The following is a 17,108-nucleotide window of genomic DNA, read 5'->3' as shown; positions in this document are numbered from 1 at the left end:
CTCCGCCTTATCAGCTTAACCTTGCATGGGATCGTAACTCGCCGGTTCATTCTACAAAAGGCACGCCATCACCCGTTAACGGGCTCTGACTACTTGTAGGCACACGGTTTCAGGATCTCTTTCACTCCCCTTCCGGGGTGCTTTTCACCTTTCCCTCACGGTACTGGTTCACTATCGGTCACTAGGTAGTATTTAGCCTTGGGAGATGGTCCTCCCAGATTCCGACGGAATTTCACGTGTTCCGCCGTACTCAGGATCCACTCAAGAGGGAACGAAGTTTCAACTACAGGGTTGTTACCTTCTTCGACGGACCTTTCCAGGTCGCTTCATTTACTTCGTTCCTTTGTAACTCCGTATAGAGTGTCCTACAACCCCAAGAGGCAAGCCTCTTGGTTTGGGCTAATTCCGTTTCGCTCGCCGCTACTCAGGAAATCGCATTTGCTTTCTCTTCCTCCGGGTACTTAGATGTTTCAGTTCCCCGGGTCTGCCTTCAATATCCTATGTATTCAGATAAAGATACTGTTCCATTACGAACAGTGGGTTTCCCCATTCGGAAATCTCCGGATCAAAGCTCACTTACAGCTCCCCGAAGCATATCGGTGTTAGTCCCGTCCTTCATCGGCTCCTAGTGCCAAGGCATTCACCGTGCGCCCTTTCTAACTTAACCATTAGCGAATAAATGGTACAACATAATGTTGTGTTATTTATTGGTTTGATTAAAGAAAAGTTTCACTTTTCCTCAGCAATTACTGTTATCTAGTTTTCAAAGAACAATCGCAACCAAAATTCTTCTTATTAGATAAGAAGAAAGTAGTGTGCTTTCTATAATTGAGAGATTGAACTCTCAAAACTGAACAAAGTGTCAAAACGTACGTCATGTAAAAATCCTTAGAAAGGAGGTGATCCAGCCGCACCTTCCGATACGGCTACCTTGTTACGACTTCACCCCAATCATCTGTCCCACCTTAGGCGGCTAGCTCCTTACGGTTACTCCACCGACTTCGGGTGTTACAAACTCTCGTGGTGTGACGGGCGGTGTGTACAAGGCCCGGGAACGTATTCACCGCGGCATGCTGATCCGCGATTACTAGCGATTCCAGCTTCATGTAGGCGAGTTGCAGCCTACAATCCGAACTGAGAATGGTTTTATGGGATTGGCTTGACCTCGCGGTCTTGCAGCCCTTTGTACCATCCATTGTAGCACGTGTGTAGCCCAGGTCATAAGGGGCATGATGATTTGACGTCATCCCCACCTTCCTCCGGTTTGTCACCGGCAGTCACCTTAGAGTGCCCAACTTAATGCTGGCAACTAAGATCAAGGGTTGCGCTCGTTGCGGGACTTAACCCAACATCTCACGACACGAGCTGACGACAACCATGCACCACCTGTCACTCTGTCCCCCGAAGGGGAACGCTCTATCTCTAGAGTTGTCAGAGGATGTCAAGACCTGGTAAGGTTCTTCGCGTTGCTTCGAATTAAACCACATGCTCCACCGCTTGTGCGGGCCCCCGTCAATTCCTTTGAGTTTCAGTCTTGCGACCGTACTCCCCAGGCGGAGTGCTTAATGCGTTAGCTGCAGCACTAAAGGGCGGAAACCCTCTAACACTTAGCACTCATCGTTTACGGCGTGGACTACCAGGGTATCTAATCCTGTTTGCTCCCCACGCTTTCGCGCCTCAGCGTCAGTTACAGACCAAAAAGCCGCCTTCGCCACTGGTGTTCCTCCACATCTCTACGCATTTCACCGCTACACGTGGAATTCCGCTTTTCTCTTCTGCACTCAAGTTCCCCAGTTTCCAATGACCTTCCACGGTTGAGCCGTGGGCTTTCACATCAGACTTAAGAAACCGCCTGCGCGCGCTTTACGCCCAATAATTCCGGATAACGCTTGCCACCTACGTATTACCGCGGCTGCTGGCACGTAGTTAGCCGTGGCTTTCTGGTTAGGTACCGTCAAGGTACGAGCAGTTACTCTCGTACTTGTTCTTCCCTAACAACAGAGTTTTACGACCCGAAAGCCTTCATCACTCACGCGGCGTTGCTCCGTCAGACTTTCGTCCATTGCGGAAGATTCCCTACTGCTGCCTCCCGTAGGAGTCTGGGCCGTGTCTCAGTCCCAGTGTGGCCGATCACCCTCTCAGGTCGGCTATGCATCGTTGCCTTGGTGAGCCGTTACCTCACCAACTAGCTAATGCACCGCGGGCCCATCTGTAAGTGATAGCCGAAACCATCTTTCAATCATCTCCCATGAAGGAGAAGATCCTATCCGGTATTAGCTTCGGTTTCCCGAAGTTATCCCAGTCTTACAGGCAGGTTGCCCACGTGTTACTCACCCGTCCGCCGCTAACGTCATAGAAGCAAGCTTCTAATCAGTTCGCTCGACTTGCATGTATTAGGCACGCCGCCAGCGTTCATCCTGAGCCAGGATCAAACTCTCCGAAGAAATGTTTGATTTGCTCAATTAAAAAATAAAAATTAACGTTGACGTTTGTCGCTTTGTTCAGTTTTCAAAGTTCAACCGCCGCTCTTAAGCGACTTTACTATCTTATCAAGTTATCAACGTAATGTCAACAACTTTTTTATTTTTTTGTTGTTTTCGCTTGTCTGCGTTAGCAACAGATATAAATATACCAAATCAATTTCATAAAAACAAGAGGTAAATTAAAAGTTTAAATTTTCTAATATTATTAACTAAAAAAGATGGCCGTAGCCATCTTTTTTTAGCGTTGACGCATATGTGGGAATAATAGTACATCACGGATTGACGGTGCATTTGTTAGTAACATAACAAGGCGGTCAATACCGATTCCTAGACCACCTGTAGGTGGCATACCATATTCTAATGCCTCAATGAAGTCATCATCCATCTCATGCGCTTCATCGTTTCCTTGTTCTTTCTCTTTCAACTGAGCTTCAAAGCGCTCACGTTGGTCAATTGGATCATTTAGCTCTGTAAATGCATTCGCGTGTTCACGCGCAACGATAAACAGCTCAAAACGGTCAGTAAAACGCGGATCTTCCGCATTTTTCTTAGCCAATGGAGAGATTTCTACAGGATGTCCGTAAATGAACGTTGGTTGAATTAACTGCTCTTCTACTTTTTGTTCAAAGAATTCATTTACAATATGTCCATATTGCATATGTTCAGTGATTTCTACCCCGTGTTCTTTCGCTAAAGCACGAGCTTCTTCAACAGATGTCTCTCCCCAGAAGTCTACGCCCGTATATTGTTTAATAGCATCGACCATATGAAGTCTTGTCCACTCTGGAGTTAAATCTACCTCTTGATCGCCATACTGAATCTTTGTTGTGCCAAGTACTTCTTGCGCAATGTGTGCAATTAAGTTCTCTGTCAAAGCCATGATATCTTTGTAGTCCGCATACGCTTCGTACAATTCGATCATTGTAAATTCAGGATTGTGACGTGTAGATACACCTTCATTACGGAATACACGGCCAATTTCATATACTTTTTCTAATCCACCTACGATTAAACGTTTTAAATGAAGTTCAATCGCAATACGCATATAAAGTTCCATATCAAGCGCATTGTGGTGTGTCACAAACGGACGAGCTGCTGCTCCACCTGCGATTGAATGCATCATCGGTGTTTCAACTTCTAAATATCCATGATTATCTAAGTAACGGCGCATCGATTGAATAATGCGGCTTCTTGAGATAAATGTTTGTTTACTTTCTGGGTTTGTAATTAAATCTAAGTAACGTTGACGGTAGCGCTGTTCAATATCTTTTAAACCATGATATTTATCTGGAAGTGGACGAAGCGCTTTTGTTAGTAACGTAAAATCTTTTACTTTAATAGAAAGTTCGCCAACTTTTGTTTTGAATAAAACACCTTCAACCCCTACCAAGTCACCGATATCTACGCTGCTGAAGATTTCGTACTGTTCTTCGCCAATTGCATCTTTACGTACATAAAGCTGAATTTGTCCTGTTAAATCTTGAACGTGAGCGAAACCTGCTTTTCCTTTTCCACGCTTTGTCATAATACGACCAGCTAATGACACAGGCACTTCATTTTCTTCTAACTGTTCTTTTGTTAACTCGTCATACTCACTAATTAATTGCTGTGATGTATGTGTACGTTCAAAACGTTGACCAAACGGATCAATACCTTGATCTCGTAGGTTGCTCATTTTTTCGCGACGAACGAGAAATTGATCATTTAATTCTTCATGACTCATCGTTTACTCATCTCCATCGTATAATTAAGTTTTCCGAAACAGAAAAAAGGCCAGCATGTTTACTGGCAACTACTACGTTTCTTTAAAATTATTATAGGTTCAGTCGTTTCTCTATGTCAAATCGCTTTATTCTTGCTGCGCTTCCCTTTTTCTTCGATTTCTCTAACAAGCTACCGAATAAACCACCAACCTGCGAACCCAAATCTCAAAGTTTTCACTATGAACTCTACTTTACGCCAATATAAAAATGAATCAACTAATAAGATTCAATTTCACTTATGTAAATCATTACTATTATTTTCGAACATATCTAGTATGCCGGTTGTTTGCTTTCGAAATAATTTTACATCTTTTAAATCCGATAAACGTGTTGTGATGATTTCAACTTTTTCTTCTGCTACAGGGAGAATAAAAGATGGAGCTAGTTCGTTTAGAGGAACCATCACAAACGCTCGTTCAAACATTCGGGGATGAGGGACGCTCAGTCTATCCGTATGAATGATTTCATTACTATAAAGTAAGATATCTAAATCAAGGGTTCTAGGTCCCCATACAATCTCTCTTTTTCGACCTGCCGCTTGTTCAATGACTTGCAAACAATCTAAAAGGTGCTCTGACGAATACGTTGTTTGTATTTTTACTACCATGTTTAAAAAGCTTGCTTGATTCGTATACCCGACCGGGGCCGTTTCATAAATAGATGAAACGGCCACTACCTTAATCTCAGAGTGTTTCATCAAGCCAGTAACTCCTGACTTCAAATGTTCCATTCGATTTTCAATATTTGATCCTAATGCAATATATGCTTCTGTTGTCATTCAACGGCTCCTTTTAATTTCAATAGCTACCGATTGATAATAACCGGGAATTGGCGGATCGGGCTTATATACCTTTACTGTACAAGCCTGCACGAGTTCGTAATTAGCAAGCAATTCAGATGCAATCGTTTCGGCCACCGTTTCAACTAACTTGAACGTGCGCTTCTCTACAACTTCCTGGCATGTTTGATATAAATCTGCATAGCTCACCGAGTATTCTAAATTGTCCGTAGTACCAGCTTGTTTTAAATCCAGTTCTACAGCTAAATCCACATGAAAACGCTGCCCTAATTTATTTTCTTCCGGAAATACACCATGATATCCATAGAAACGCATATCATTCACATAAATTTTATCCATCTTTAGCCTCTCCTTTCGCTTTTATACATGTAGCTCGTGTCGACTCATTAGCGACATCGTGTAAGAGCGATACTCTTTTTGCAACTGAGCTGTCAACGTATGGTCTCCTACTGAAAACTGCTTATCCTTTATACTTCGAAGAGGTACGATTTCTTGAATGGAATTTGTAACGAAAACTTCATCACCCTCCAAGAGCTGTTCTACCGTAAATAAGCCTTCTACAACCTCTATGTTTTTCTTTTGTAAAAGCGTAAAGATAAACTGTCTCGTAATTCCATTTAAGATACCTGTTTCAAGAGACGGCGTATATACACAATCATCTTTTACAAAAAATAAATTTGACACAATGCCTTCGGCTAAGAACCCTTCTTTTGTTAAAAAGATACCCTCTTTATTTAAGTCTGAACCAACTTCTCGCTTAGCTAGTACATTATTTAAATAATGATGAGACTTTAACCTCATGGTTCCTTCAGGCGTATTTCGTTTCGTCTCAAGAATAAGCCCCTCTTTTACAAGGGGGCTCGATGGATGAGGCATTGATTTCATATATACGATTGTAGATGGCTTGTCGTATTCTTCCACCTGCAAGCCAATTCCGCCATTTCCTGCTGAGACATTTAATCGAACATACGCATTTCTCTCATTGTTTTTCATTAACAGACTATTAATGATTCCCAACACGTCCTGTGTAGAGTAGTCCCATACAATATTTAATTCACGTAAGCTGCTACGCAGTCGATCCAGATGGTCTTCCACTAAAAATGGATGACCTTCATAAACTCGTAACGTTTCAAACAGCCCTAGGCCGTACATATATCCGTGATCAAACGGAGAAATAGTGGCTTCAGACGCAGGCTTTACTTCGCCATTTACGTATATATACATATCATTACACTCGCTTTTTTTCGTAAGTTTCAATAAAATTCTTCAGCATTTCTTTACCGTAAGAAGTCATGATAGATTCAGGATGGAACTGTACTCCTTCAATAGGTAATGATTTATGGCGAATCGCCATAATTTCATCTTCTGCTGTCCACGCTGAAATCTCAAAGCAATCCGGCAGTGAACTTTTTTCTACAATCAAAGAATGATATCGCGTTGCCGTGAACGGATTATCAAGACCTTTAAAGATAGTACGGCCATCATGATGCATTTCAGATGTTTTACCGTGCATTAATTTATCCGCACGAATCACATTCCCTCCAAAAGCTTGCCCAATCGACTGATGCCCTAAGCATACGCCGAATATTGGAATCTTACCTGCAAAATACTCGATGGCTTCTAGACTGATTCCCGCTTCGTTAGGACTGCATGGTCCCGGGGAGATCATCAAGAAATCTGGATTTAGCACTTCAATTTCAGAAAGTGTAATTTCATCATTTCTTTTTACAAGAAGCTCATGCCCTAGCTCACCTAAATACTGTACTAAATTAAACGTAAAAGAATCATAATTATCAATCATTAATATCATCTTTACTCACCCTCACTCAGCTCATTTTCGCTCTGCTCTTTTGCTTTCCATAGTGCAATTGCTTTTTTCAGTGATTCTTTGTATTCGTGTTTCGGATTTGAATCAATCACAACGCCCGCACCAGCCTGCACATAAGCTTGGTCGTCTTGAATAATCATAGTGCGAATCGCAATATTTAATTCCATATCTCCATTAAACCCAATCCAACCAATCGATCCTGTATAAATTCCTCGTCGAACTGGTTCAAGTTCTTCAATGATTTCCATTGTACGAACTTTAGGTGCTCCAGTAATCGTTCCTCCAGGAAAGACCGCATCTACGATATCTACAAAATCTTTGTTGCGCGCGAGCTTGCCTTTTACATTAGACACAATATGCATGACATGTGAATATTTTTCAATAACCATAAACTCGTCAACATGCACGGTACCATATTCGCTTACTCTACCAAGATCATTACGCTCCAAGTCAACAAGCATCACGTGCTCTGCACGCTCTTTTTCGTTATGAATAAGCTCATCCGCTAACTGTTGGTCTTCTTGATCATCCTTACCTCGAGAGCGCGTTCCCGCAATCGGTCTCGTACTGATTTCATCACCGGCTTTTTTCACTAATAGTTCTGGTGAACAGCTCACAATGTGAAATTCTTCTGTCTGCATATAAGACATGTAAGGAGACGGGTTGATTTTTCGTACCTGTTCGTAGATATGCATAGGATGAGTTTGAAGCCGTTGAGACTGTCGAACAGATAAGTTCACTTGAAACACATCGCCTTGCCCGATGTACTCATGTACGCGAGTTGTGGCATCTGAAAAAGCAGCTTCAGACATCGAAACCTCACTCTTTTCGGCAACACGATGAATCCGCTCATATGAGAGTCCTTCAGCACTTGCCTCCATCCAGTCCTTTTTGTATTGATCAATACGCTTATGTGCCTGCTCTTTACAATCTGCTTCGTCATTAACGATAATCCAGAGCTTTTCCTTTTCTTGATCGTATACAAATACGTCATCGAAAATAAGGAAATAAACGTCCGGCGTTTTCAATGAATCTTCAGCAAGGTCAGGTATGGTTTCTACATAGCGGATATAATCATAGCTAATAAAGCCAATTGCTCCACCTTGAAAAGGAGGAAGATCTGGATTCACCTCTGCTTCAAACTTCTTCATCCAGTCTCGCATAAGATGAAGCGGATTACCTTTTTGAACAGTAACTTGGCCATCCGTTTTGATATGAAGCTCGTTTTGTTCGCCTCGCAAAATGGCTACAGGTTTTAATCCCATCATTTGAAACTTTCCGCCTCGACCGCTTTCAAGCAGGATATGATTCGGTTCCTCTTTTGACAACTCTTGATATTTTTTGAACCATTGGTTTTTAGAGATAGAAATAGATTCGCCCCAAGTCATTCTTTGCTGCATTTGTTCACTCTCCTAAAAATAAATCACCTGCTTTCATTTTACATGATTCTTAGATGAAAAAAAACAGCTTCATATAGAAGCTGTTTTTTTATCGTTTTTATGCTTGTGTTTGTTCCTCGAATTGGAACAATGGAGTACTTAGGTAACGCTCACCGTTACTTGGAATAATCGCTAACACTTTTTTACCTTTCCCAAGCTGTTTTGCAGCTTTTAACGCAGCATAAATCGCAGCCCCAGAAGAGATACCTACTAGTACACCTTCTGTTTTTGCTACTTTACGGGCATATTCAAAAGCTTGGTCGTTTTGAACAGCGACAACTTCGTCATATACTTCCGTGTTAAGCGTATCCGGAACAAAGTTTGCACCAATTCCTTGAATTTTATGAGGTCCTGGTTGACCACCGCTTAAAATCGGAGAATCAGCTGGCTCTACCGCATAAATTTTGATATTTGGGTACTTTTCTTTTAACACTTCACCAGCACCTGTAATAGTACCGCCAGTACCGATACCTGCCACAAATCCATCTAGCTGATCGCCAAACTGCTCGATAATTTCTTTAGCCGTTGTTTGACGGTGCACTTCTGGGTTCGCCTCGTTTTGGAACTGCTGAGGAATAAAGTAGCCGTGCTCTTTTGCAAGCTCAGTTGCTTTATTAACCGCCCCTTTCATTCCTTCTGGACCTGGTGTTAACACTAACTCTGCACCGTACGCACGAAGCAGATTACGACGCTCAATACTCATCGTTTCAGGCATTGTTAAAATAGCACGGTATCCTTTTGCTGCAGCTACCATTGCTAAGCCAATTCCTGTGTTACCACTTGTTGGTTCAATGATTGTGTCGCCAGGTTTTAACACACCTTTTGCTTCCGCATCTTCAATCATTGCTAATGCGATACGATCTTTTACGCTGCTTCCTGGGTTCATAAATTCTAATTTTAAATATACATCCGCCATATCTTCTTCAACTAGACGGTTTAGTTTTACGATTGGTGTTTGACCAATTAACTCTGTAATTGAATTTGCAATACGTGCCATATGACCACTCCTAATACCAACTAATTTTATTGATTTTGTATACAATTTATCAGATGTTTTCTAAATTGTCAATCATTTTGTCTTTTTATTTACCTAATTTTGTTATATTTTTAGATCAATATATACAGAAATAGAACTTAATATCTATAAAAAAAGGCGCTCATTTATAAAATGACGCCTTTTAAGAATCTTTTATTTCATTTAGATTGCTTGTTCTTTCATTTCTTCAAGCTGCTTTTTATCAAAACGATATGTCTCATTACAGAAATGACACTGGGCTTCAGCTTGGCCGTCTTCCTCAATCATCGATTGAATCTCTTCTTGTCCTAAGCTGATAATAGCATTGGCAATTCTTTCTTCTGAGCACTGACATTTGAACTCTACAGGCATTGTCTCCAGAAACTTTACATTTTCTTTTCCAAGAACTTCTTCTAAGATTTCCTCAGGAGAAAGACCTTTTTGAATCAGTTTTGAAATTGGCTCAATCGTCTGTAATCGTTGTTCAATAGCTGTAATCGTTTTATCATCTGTTCCTGGCAGAAGCTGAATGATAAATCCGCCCGCAGCTAAGATCGTGTTATCAGGGTTAACAAGTACACCTACACCTACTGAAGATGGGACTTGTTCAGATGTCACAAAATAATACGTGAAATCCTCTCCTAATTCTCCCGATACAATAGGTACTTGTCCGTTAAATTGATCACGCATTCCGATATCTTTTACGACACTTAGTGTGCCATCTGTACCTACAGCACGTGCTACATCTAATTTCCCATGCTGATTTAAATCGAAGTGCGTTTGTGGATTCGTTACATATCCACGCACTTCCCCTTTAGCATTGCTGTCTACTAAAATAACGCCAATTGGGCCGCGGCCTTCAATTTTAATTGTTAGCTTTTGCTCACCCTTTAGCATAGCCCCCATCATGACTCCCGCAGTCATTGAACGTCCCAATGCTGCAGAGGCTGTAGGCCATGTATAGTGACGGCGCTGCGCTTCTCCAACTGTATCCGTTGTTTTTACTGCATAAGCGCGAACTTGACTATTGTAAGCTAGTGCTTTTACTAAATAGTCACCCATAATATACACCTCTTACTCCATATTTTTTGTATAAATTATTTGCAATCCTTTTAAAGTCAAAAATGGATCCACAATATCAATAATATCCGACTCTTTAGCAATCAATGTTGCGAGTCCTCCAGTAGCAATAACTTTAGGATTTACTGTTGCTTGCTCTTTCATTCTTGCTACAATTCCTTCTACTTGTCCAACGTATCCATATAAAATACCTGCTTGCATCGCAGATACTGTATTTTTCCCCACAATGCTATTTGGTCGCGCAATTTCAATTCGCGGAAGCTTAGATGCTCTTGAATAAAGAGCTTCTGTCGAAATATTAATACCAGGGGCAATCGCACCACCCATATATTGCTTATTTTCATCAATATAGCAATACGTGGTTGCGGTACCAAAATCAACGATAATTAAAGGGCTTCCGTATAGCTGAATTCCAGCAACAGCATTTACAATACGGTCTGCTCCCACTTCACGCGGATTTTCATATTTAATATTTAAACCCGTCTTAATTCCAGGACCCACAACAAGCGGCTTTAAATGAAAATACTTTTGACACATTCTCTCCAATGCAAACATAATAGGAGGAACAACAGAGGAAATAATAATACCATGAATATCTTTAAAAGATAAACTAACGTGCTCAAGCAAGGCTTTGATTGTCATGCCATACTCGTCTTCTGTTTTATTACGGCTTGTTTCTACACGCCAGTGATACTTTAATTCATCTCCATCGTATACACCTAATACCGTATTCGTATTTCCAACATCTAATACAAAAATCATTTCAATCACCACTTTATATAAATTCAGTATTCACACTGAAACCATCATACCATAACTGGTAAATAGACGTGTATATTCTAGATAAAATAGGAATATAATGAGACGATTCTCTAGTGGATATCCTACTTATCCACCATATATACGAAAACCTTTTACCAAACCTAACTTTTGCCCATTAAAAAATCAGTGGAAAATATCTCCACTGATTTTTATTGTCTTATGCTTTTGGCTCTTCATCGTCTGTCTTTGTTTGGATGTTTACTTTAACATCTTTATCTGTTACGTGACTAGAACGATCTGGAAGAGTTCCATGATCTACTAAGTGGTTGATTTGCTCAGCGTCTAACGTTTCTACTTCTAACAATGTTTGAGCTACAAGCTCTAACTTGTCACGGTTTTCCGTTAAGATCTGCTTAGCACGCTCATAGCTTTCTTTAATGAAACGTTGGATTTCATTATCAATTTCATGAGCAATCGCATCACTGTAGTTTTGTTCACTGTGTAAATCACGACCTAAGAATACTTGGCCTTGTTGTGACTGACCGAATTGCATTGGTCCTAACTTTTCACTCATACCGTATTCTGTTACCATTTTACGAGCGATGCTTGTTGCACGCTGGAAGTCATTGTGAGCACCTGTACTCACTTCGCCGAAAATAATTTCCTCAGCTACGCGACCACCAAGCAATCCAACAATTTTATCCAGCAGCTCTGGCTTCGTCATAAAGTAGCGATCTTCTTTTGGTAACATAACAGCATATCCACCAGCTTGCCCACGTGGAACAATGGTTACTTTATGTACCATATCAGCTTCGTCTAATACGACACCGATAATTGTATGTCCTGCTTCATGATAAGCAACAATATTGCGTTCTTTTTTAGAAATAACTCGACTTTTCTTAGCTGGACCTGCAATTACGCGGTCTGTTGCTTCGTCAATGTCAACCATTTCAATTTTCTTTTTGTCCTGTCTAGCAGCTACTAAGGCAGCTTCGTTTAACAAGTTTTCGAGATCTGCACCTGAGAAACCTGGCGTACGCATAGCAATTGCTTTTAAGTTTACTGATTCATCTAAAGGCTTATTGCGAGCATGTACTTTAAGCACTGCTTCACGGCCATTTACATCTGGACGATCTACCGTAATTTGACGGTCGAAGCGGCCTGGACGTAATAACGCTGGATCTAAGATATCCGGGCGGTTTGTTGCTGCAATGATAATGATACCTTCGTTAGCACCAAAACCATCCATCTCAACAAGCAATTGGTTCAATGTTTGTTCACGCTCATCGTGTCCGCCACCAAGACCTGCGCCACGTTGGCGACCTACAGCATCGATTTCATCAATAAAGATAATACATGGAGCATTCTTCTTCGCATTTTCGAATAAATCACGAACACGAGAAGCACCGACCCCAACAAACATTTCAACAAAGTCTGAACCACTGATAGAGAAGAAAGGAACGCCTGCTTCACCAGCAACAGCTCTTGCTAATAATGTTTTACCAGTACCAGGAGGTCCCACAAGTAAGACACCCTTCGGAATTCTTGCACCTAGCTCTGCGAATTTACGAGGATCTTTTAAGAACTCAACAACTTCCACAAGTTCTTGCTTTTCTTCGTCTGCACCAGCTACGTCTTTAAATTTAACCTTTTTCTTTTCTTCACTGTAAAGCTTAGCCTTACTTTTACCAAAGTTCATAACGCGGCTTCCGCCACCTTGAGCTTGGTTCAGTAAGAAGAAGAATAGGATGAAAATAATAACAAACGGAATGATTGACGTAAAGAACGTTACCCAGCCGCTTGTTTCATCAGCAGGTTTAAAATCAACTTCTACTTGATTATTTTCTGAAGCAGCGTCAATACGATCAAGTGCTTTGTCACCATCTACGATGTAAGTTTGGAACGTTTGATCCTTTTTATAAGAATCTAACTTCCCTTGCACAACATACACGCCTCTTTCAGGCTTCATAGAGAGTGATTTCACATCACCTTTGTCTAAGTGTTGAACAAATGTATCGTATCTCATTGGTTCTGCTTTTTGATTAGAGCCACTAAAGAAGCTTACCACGCCAATAATGACTAAAAATATAAGTAAATAAAAGATGGTATTACGGAAGATCCGATTCATTTCTTACCTCCTCCCACGATAAACAAATACTGTATTCAATACTAACATAGAACATTTATCCTATCCAATAAATTGCACTTGGATATGTGCTTATTAATTGCTGTATACTTGCGGTTTAAGAACCCCAATATACGGCAGGTTACGATATTTTTCTTGATAATCTAATCCATACCCTACTACGAATGCATCAGGTACTTCAAATCCAACGTAATCTGCTTTAATAGATGCTTTACGACCTGTTGGTTTGTCTAAGAGTGTGACAATCTTAATTGACTTAGCTTTACGGTACTTGAATAACTCTACAAGATAGCTAAGCGTTAAGCCGCTGTCGATAATATCCTCTAAGATAAGAATGTCTCGACCTTCAACTGATGTATCTAAATCTTTTAGGATTTTTACTTCACCAGAAGAAACCATCGCATTGCCATAACTTGATACATCCATAAAATCCATTTCTAAATATGTATCAACACGCTTAATTAGATCAGACATAAAAGGCATAGCGCCTTTCAATACACCGATTACCAAAGGAAAACGGTCAGCGTATTCCTCAGATAATAGCTTACCCAATTCTTTTACTTTCTGTTGTATTTCTTCTTCTGAAATCAAAATTTCTTGAATATCCTGCTTCATTCCTTACTTGCCTCCTAGAAGTTTTCGCTACTTATAGTATAAAATAACATATCTGGACTTATGTGTATGCAGTTCATAAGCAGATTTTTTCAAACCAGGTAGCCACAAAATAGTTCCTTGGCTATCTTCCACTACCGGCCAATGATCTCTGAATTGTAAAGGAATTTTTTCATCGATAAAAATATCCTTTACTTTTTTATGTCCCTTCATGCCCTTTACTCGCATTTTATCGCCATTTTTTCGTGTCCTTACCTTTAATGATTGTAAATCATGAGCTTCATCTAAAAGAAAAACATCGTTTCCTTTTATATCTTCGACTTTATTATGTATTTCACAAATAAGCTGGTGACCATTTGGAAGCTCGACGACCCCTGGAATCGGAACAATAAATTCATATGGCTCGATGTTCCCCTCATTAAAGGTGAAAAGACAGTCGTTGTAAGATCGGATAATGCGCAAACCATTTGGAAAGTCAAGCGTACCAGACGGTTTTTTACTTTCACAAAATCCTACTAACATGTCAACATGCGCTGAGGAAAGGGTTGGAGGAATTTCTTTATAGAGATAGTTTAATATTAGTTGAATACCACGCCTTTGTAAAGGCTTGCGTATCCTTAGAAAACAATCTCTATCAATGAGAATTTCATTTTGCAATTTCTTTCTCATTACTTTATTCATCACATCGGTCGTTAATTCCTCTAAGTATGCTTGATCTTCATGCAAGTTCTCGCTAAATTGTTGAAATTTTTCATGTACAGCGGCGTTTTCTTGCTTTAAAAATGGCAAAACGTAATGACGAAACCGATTTCTCGTGTACGAATCTTTCTCATTACTCGGGTCAATCCGAGGGGTAAGCCCATGTAGCTTACAGTAGCGATTGATTTCTTCTTTCGTTACGGCTAGGAACGGCCTAATAATAAATCCATCCCCATATGGCCGCTTGGGCTGCATCCCTGCGTATCCATTCATCGTACTGCCTCGAACCATTCGCATTAACATCGTTTCAATCTGATCATCTCCGTGATGTCCTAATGCAAGAAGATTTGCTTTGTGCTTCTTCATAACATGAGTAAAAAATGTATAGCGGCATTCTCTGGCTGCTACTTGAGAAGATAACTTTCTTTCCTTCTGATAGGCAGTAACATCAATCTGCTTCGCCTCACATTTAATATTCAATTGTTTGCAGTAGTTCTGCACATATTCCATATCCTGCTGTGACTCTTTGCCCCGGAACATATGATCAACATGAGCAGCAATAATCGTGAGAGATTTTTGCTCTTTCAGACTCCATAAGAAATGCAGCAGTGCTAAAGAATCAGGACCACCAGAAATACCTACAACCACCGTAGAGCCTGCGGATAATAACTGATGTTTTTTCATAAAATTGTTCACTTGCTTTTCCATAGGAATGACTCATCCTTATAATGTACACGCAATAATGTATCATTAATTTACTTTATACGAATGACTATAAGGAAAGTTTCACAATTTCTCCAAACTTTATAGCACTTGAATAAATAGATACAAAATATAAATCAACATTACAGACGTACAAAGTAGTAGCGTCTCTAACACGTGAGAACGCTTCTTCTTTACTTTAACACGAGGGGCAGACGGTTGACGAACGTTTTGAGGCTTTGTTCCTTTACTTTTTGCCCCTCTTCTTTTTTCGACCGATAACACCTCTGTTTTCATTTCTTTAGCTGACTTATACTTTCCCGTAACCGCTTGATACAAAACGTCCCCGAAAGGTTCCAACTGCTTTGTTGTTAATATAAATTGTTTTAATTGTTCAGCCGGTTTGTCTGTTTTATTAATTCGCTTGCCATAAGCTGCGTGAATCAAAACCATAGATACAGCAAACAAATCATAGGTTGGTTCTGCTTTTCGGGAGCCAAGCCCCCAGTGCGCTCGATCATAAAAGTCGGTAAATTCTTTTATTGACCGCCCTTGCAGAGTTGTTCCTCCGACGTCAATCCATCGAACTTTTACGGGGTTAGATGTTACGACCAGGTTTTCTGGTTTTAAATCACCAAATACCCACCCTTCTTCGTGAAGGTTTTCCAAGTCTGTTAAGAGCTGACTTGCAAATACTTGCAGCCATTCTGTCCCTCTTGTGGAGATAAAGGAAAGGAGAGGCTGCCCTTTCACATACTCCATTACATAGAAAGAAAGAGCGTGAGAACCATAGCTCCAATCATCTACATCAAGTAAGCGCGGTCCTAGCACTTTGTCTTTGACTTGAGAGAGCTTTTTTAATACATTCACTTCTGCTGTAACGGACATGTTGGAAAAGCTTATTTTTAACGCCGCTAGCGTTCCGTTCACTAATTGAACTAAATAGACAACTCCAGTTGCCCCCACGCCTAATTTCTCAAGAATTTTATAATGGACGTGATGCCATTTTCCTTGAATTTCTGTTCCCGGAGATAGGTTACATACCTGATTCTTCAATGTATTGTTCATTATTTTTTAACAACCCTCTCAATGAGCGCTTTTTGGTGAAATAATGAGTAGCCTCTTTGATAGCCGGTCCAGTAGGCGTAATACCTCCTGCTGTTAGTTTCGGAAAAATCGTTGAAAGCGACTCTAACCTTGGATTCCAGTCCATTAGCTTCTCTACATCTTTCTTTTTCCCAGGAAATAAAAAGATTGAAAATTGATTATGCCCCATGCGAGCATTCAAGCTTAACGATAAATCTAACAGCGACTCCTTTACAGTAGGAAGCTTATTTTTCATACTTCCGCTCATGTCAACTAAAATAAGAATCTCTAAGTCAACCGTTTCCCCAAGTTCATCAACAACTTCCATGATTTCTCCTCGCTTCTCAGGAGATAACTCTTCTAATCTTGAATTAGACGAACCTAGAATGTGCTGAAGTTCTTTATTTACAACGCCTTGAAGTGTTTGCGTCATTGCTTGCCTTGTAACCATTTGAACAGTTTGAGACAGCTGTTTTACGTAAACAATTTGACTCACGCCACCGCCTGACATGGCAATGCCCTCTATTTCATTCGTGCTTTGCTCATCAATTGTATCCTCTTCCATCACACCAATAACGTTTACACTAATCCCTTGTTCTTTAGCTAGTGCTGCCATTGCTACCGGATCTTCACCTGTATTCGAACCACCGTCCGTAATGACCAACATCTGTTTCAATGTACCTTTTTTCATAAA

Annotated in this window: 14 protein-coding genes and 2 rRNA genes (1 of these 16 only partly in view); all 16 read right to left on the bottom strand. The window is 40.5% G+C overall.

From position 1 onward, the window contains the following. Positions 1 to 667, bottom strand: a 23S ribosomal RNA gene (locus Q5794_RS00510); it reaches 2,269 nt to the left of the window's first position. 225 nt (positions 668 to 892) lie between these two features. Then, positions 893 to 2,444, bottom strand: a 16S ribosomal RNA gene (locus Q5794_RS00505). The 16S and 23S rRNA genes sit together here, the layout of an rRNA operon. Positions 2,445 to 2,721: 277 nt before the next feature. Beyond that, entirely contained in the window at positions 2,722 to 4,206 is a 1,485-nt protein-coding gene (lysS, locus tag Q5794_RS00500) for a lysine--tRNA ligase (protein WP_013054894.1), read from the bottom strand. 272 nt (positions 4,207 to 4,478) lie between these two features. Next, a complete protein-coding gene (gene folK / locus Q5794_RS00495; protein ID WP_374988582.1) occupies positions 4,479 to 5,024 on the bottom strand; it encodes a 2-amino-4-hydroxy-6-hydroxymethyldihydropteridine diphosphokinase in 546 nt (181 codons plus the stop codon). After that, positions 5,025 to 5,384, bottom strand: coding sequence for a dihydroneopterin aldolase (gene folB / locus Q5794_RS00490; RefSeq protein ID WP_013054892.1), 360 nt, complete (start codon positions 5,382 to 5,384; stop codon positions 5,025 to 5,027). It abuts the gene before it with no gap. 21 nt (positions 5,385 to 5,405) lie between these two features. Beyond that, positions 5,406 to 6,269, bottom strand: a complete 864-nt coding sequence (pabC, locus tag Q5794_RS00485) for an aminodeoxychorismate lyase (RefSeq protein WP_214988702.1) — start codon at positions 6,267 to 6,269, stop codon at positions 5,406 to 5,408. A 4-nt stretch (positions 6,270 to 6,273) separates the two neighbouring features. Further along, positions 6,274 to 6,855: an aminodeoxychorismate/anthranilate synthase component II gene (gene pabA / locus Q5794_RS00480; protein WP_013054890.1), complete on the bottom strand. Its 582-nt coding sequence runs from the start codon at positions 6,853 to 6,855 to the stop codon at positions 6,274 to 6,276. 2 nt (positions 6,856 to 6,857) lie between these two features. After that, the gene (pabB, locus tag Q5794_RS00475; protein WP_214988701.1) at positions 6,858 to 8,273 is read right to left on the bottom strand and encodes an aminodeoxychorismate synthase component I; all 1,416 of its coding nucleotides are present in this window, start codon (positions 8,271 to 8,273) and stop codon (positions 6,858 to 6,860) included. A gap of 97 nt (positions 8,274 to 8,370) precedes the next feature. After that, the gene (cysK, locus tag Q5794_RS00470; RefSeq protein ID WP_013054888.1) at positions 8,371 to 9,309 is read right to left on the bottom strand and encodes a cysteine synthase A; all 939 of its coding nucleotides are present in this window, start codon (positions 9,307 to 9,309) and stop codon (positions 8,371 to 8,373) included. 201 nt (positions 9,310 to 9,510) lie between these two features. Continuing rightward, positions 9,511 to 10,389, bottom strand: coding sequence for an Hsp33 family molecular chaperone HslO (gene hslO, locus Q5794_RS00465; RefSeq protein ID WP_013054887.1), 879 nt, complete (start codon positions 10,387 to 10,389; stop codon positions 9,511 to 9,513). 12 nt (positions 10,390 to 10,401) lie between these two features. Further along, positions 10,402 to 11,169, bottom strand: coding sequence for a type III pantothenate kinase (locus tag Q5794_RS00460; RefSeq protein WP_013054886.1), 768 nt, complete (start codon positions 11,167 to 11,169; stop codon positions 10,402 to 10,404). 217 nt (positions 11,170 to 11,386) lie between these two features. Next, complete coding sequence (gene ftsH, locus Q5794_RS00455) at positions 11,387 to 13,297, bottom strand: ATP-dependent zinc metalloprotease FtsH (protein ID WP_214988699.1); 1,911 nt, start codon at positions 13,295 to 13,297, stop codon at positions 11,387 to 11,389. Between the two features lie 93 nt (positions 13,298 to 13,390). Further along, positions 13,391 to 13,930, bottom strand: coding sequence for a hypoxanthine phosphoribosyltransferase (hpt, locus tag Q5794_RS00450; RefSeq protein ID WP_013054884.1), 540 nt, complete (start codon positions 13,928 to 13,930; stop codon positions 13,391 to 13,393). 27 nt (positions 13,931 to 13,957) lie between these two features. Then, entirely contained in the window at positions 13,958 to 15,334 is a 1,377-nt protein-coding gene (gene tilS / locus Q5794_RS00445) for a tRNA lysidine(34) synthetase TilS (RefSeq protein WP_214988697.1), read from the bottom strand. Between the two features lie 96 nt (positions 15,335 to 15,430). Beyond that, a complete protein-coding gene (locus Q5794_RS00440) occupies positions 15,431 to 16,396 on the bottom strand; it encodes a serine/threonine protein kinase (protein WP_034654932.1) in 966 nt (321 codons plus the stop codon). Continuing rightward, a complete protein-coding gene (locus Q5794_RS00435) occupies positions 16,365 to 17,105 on the bottom strand; it encodes a VWA domain-containing protein (RefSeq protein ID WP_214988694.1) in 741 nt (246 codons plus the stop codon). The genes Q5794_RS00440 and Q5794_RS00435 overlap by 32 nt, the downstream gene beginning before the upstream one ends. Positions 17,106 to 17,108: the final 3 nt, after the last annotated feature.

It is taken from the genome of Priestia megaterium (assembly GCF_041941685.1).
Lineage (GTDB): Bacteria > Bacillota > Bacilli > Bacillales > Bacillaceae_H > Priestia > Priestia megaterium_C.
This window is presented reverse-complemented; position numbering and strand designations above follow the sequence as displayed.

Excerpts from the sequence above, each read along its gene's own strand:
- pabC (WP_214988702.1), bottom strand. The coding sequence starts at position 6,269 with ATGTATATATACGTAAATGGCGAAGTAAAGCCTGCGTCTGAAGCCACT.
- Q5794_RS00460 (WP_013054886.1), bottom strand. The coding sequence starts at position 11,169 with ATGATTTTTGTATTAGATGTTGGAAATACGAATACGGTATTAGGTGTA.
- folB (WP_013054892.1), bottom strand. The coding sequence starts at position 5,384 with ATGGATAAAATTTATGTGAATGATATGCGTTTCTATGGATATCATGGT.
- cysK (WP_013054888.1), bottom strand. The coding sequence starts at position 9,309 with ATGGCACGTATTGCAAATTCAATTACAGAGTTAATTGGTCAAACACCA.
- hpt (WP_013054884.1), bottom strand. The coding sequence starts at position 13,930 with ATGAAGCAGGATATTCAAGAAATTTTGATTTCAGAAGAAGAAATACAA.
- hslO (WP_013054887.1), bottom strand. The coding sequence starts at position 10,389 with ATGGGTGACTATTTAGTAAAAGCACTAGCTTACAATAGTCAAGTTCGC.
- Q5794_RS00435 (WP_214988694.1), bottom strand. The coding sequence starts at position 17,105 with ATGAAAAAAGGTACATTGAAACAGATGTTGGTCATTACGGACGGTGGT.
- Q5794_RS00440 (WP_034654932.1), bottom strand. The coding sequence starts at position 16,396 with ATGAACAATACATTGAAGAATCAGGTATGTAACCTATCTCCGGGAACA.
- pabA (WP_013054890.1), bottom strand. The coding sequence starts at position 6,855 with ATGATATTAATGATTGATAATTATGATTCTTTTACGTTTAATTTAGTA.
- ftsH (WP_214988699.1), bottom strand. The coding sequence starts at position 13,297 with ATGAATCGGATCTTCCGTAATACCATCTTTTATTTACTTATATTTTTA.
- pabB (WP_214988701.1), bottom strand. The coding sequence starts at position 8,273 with ATGCAGCAAAGAATGACTTGGGGCGAATCTATTTCTATCTCTAAAAAC.
- folK (WP_374988582.1), bottom strand. The coding sequence starts at position 5,024 with ATGACAACAGAAGCATATATTGCATTAGGATCAAATATTGAAAATCGA.
- lysS (WP_013054894.1), bottom strand. The coding sequence starts at position 4,206 with ATGAGTCATGAAGAATTAAATGATCAATTTCTCGTTCGTCGCGAAAAA.
- tilS (WP_214988697.1), bottom strand. The coding sequence starts at position 15,334 with ATGGAAAAGCAAGTGAACAATTTTATGAAAAAACATCAGTTATTATCC.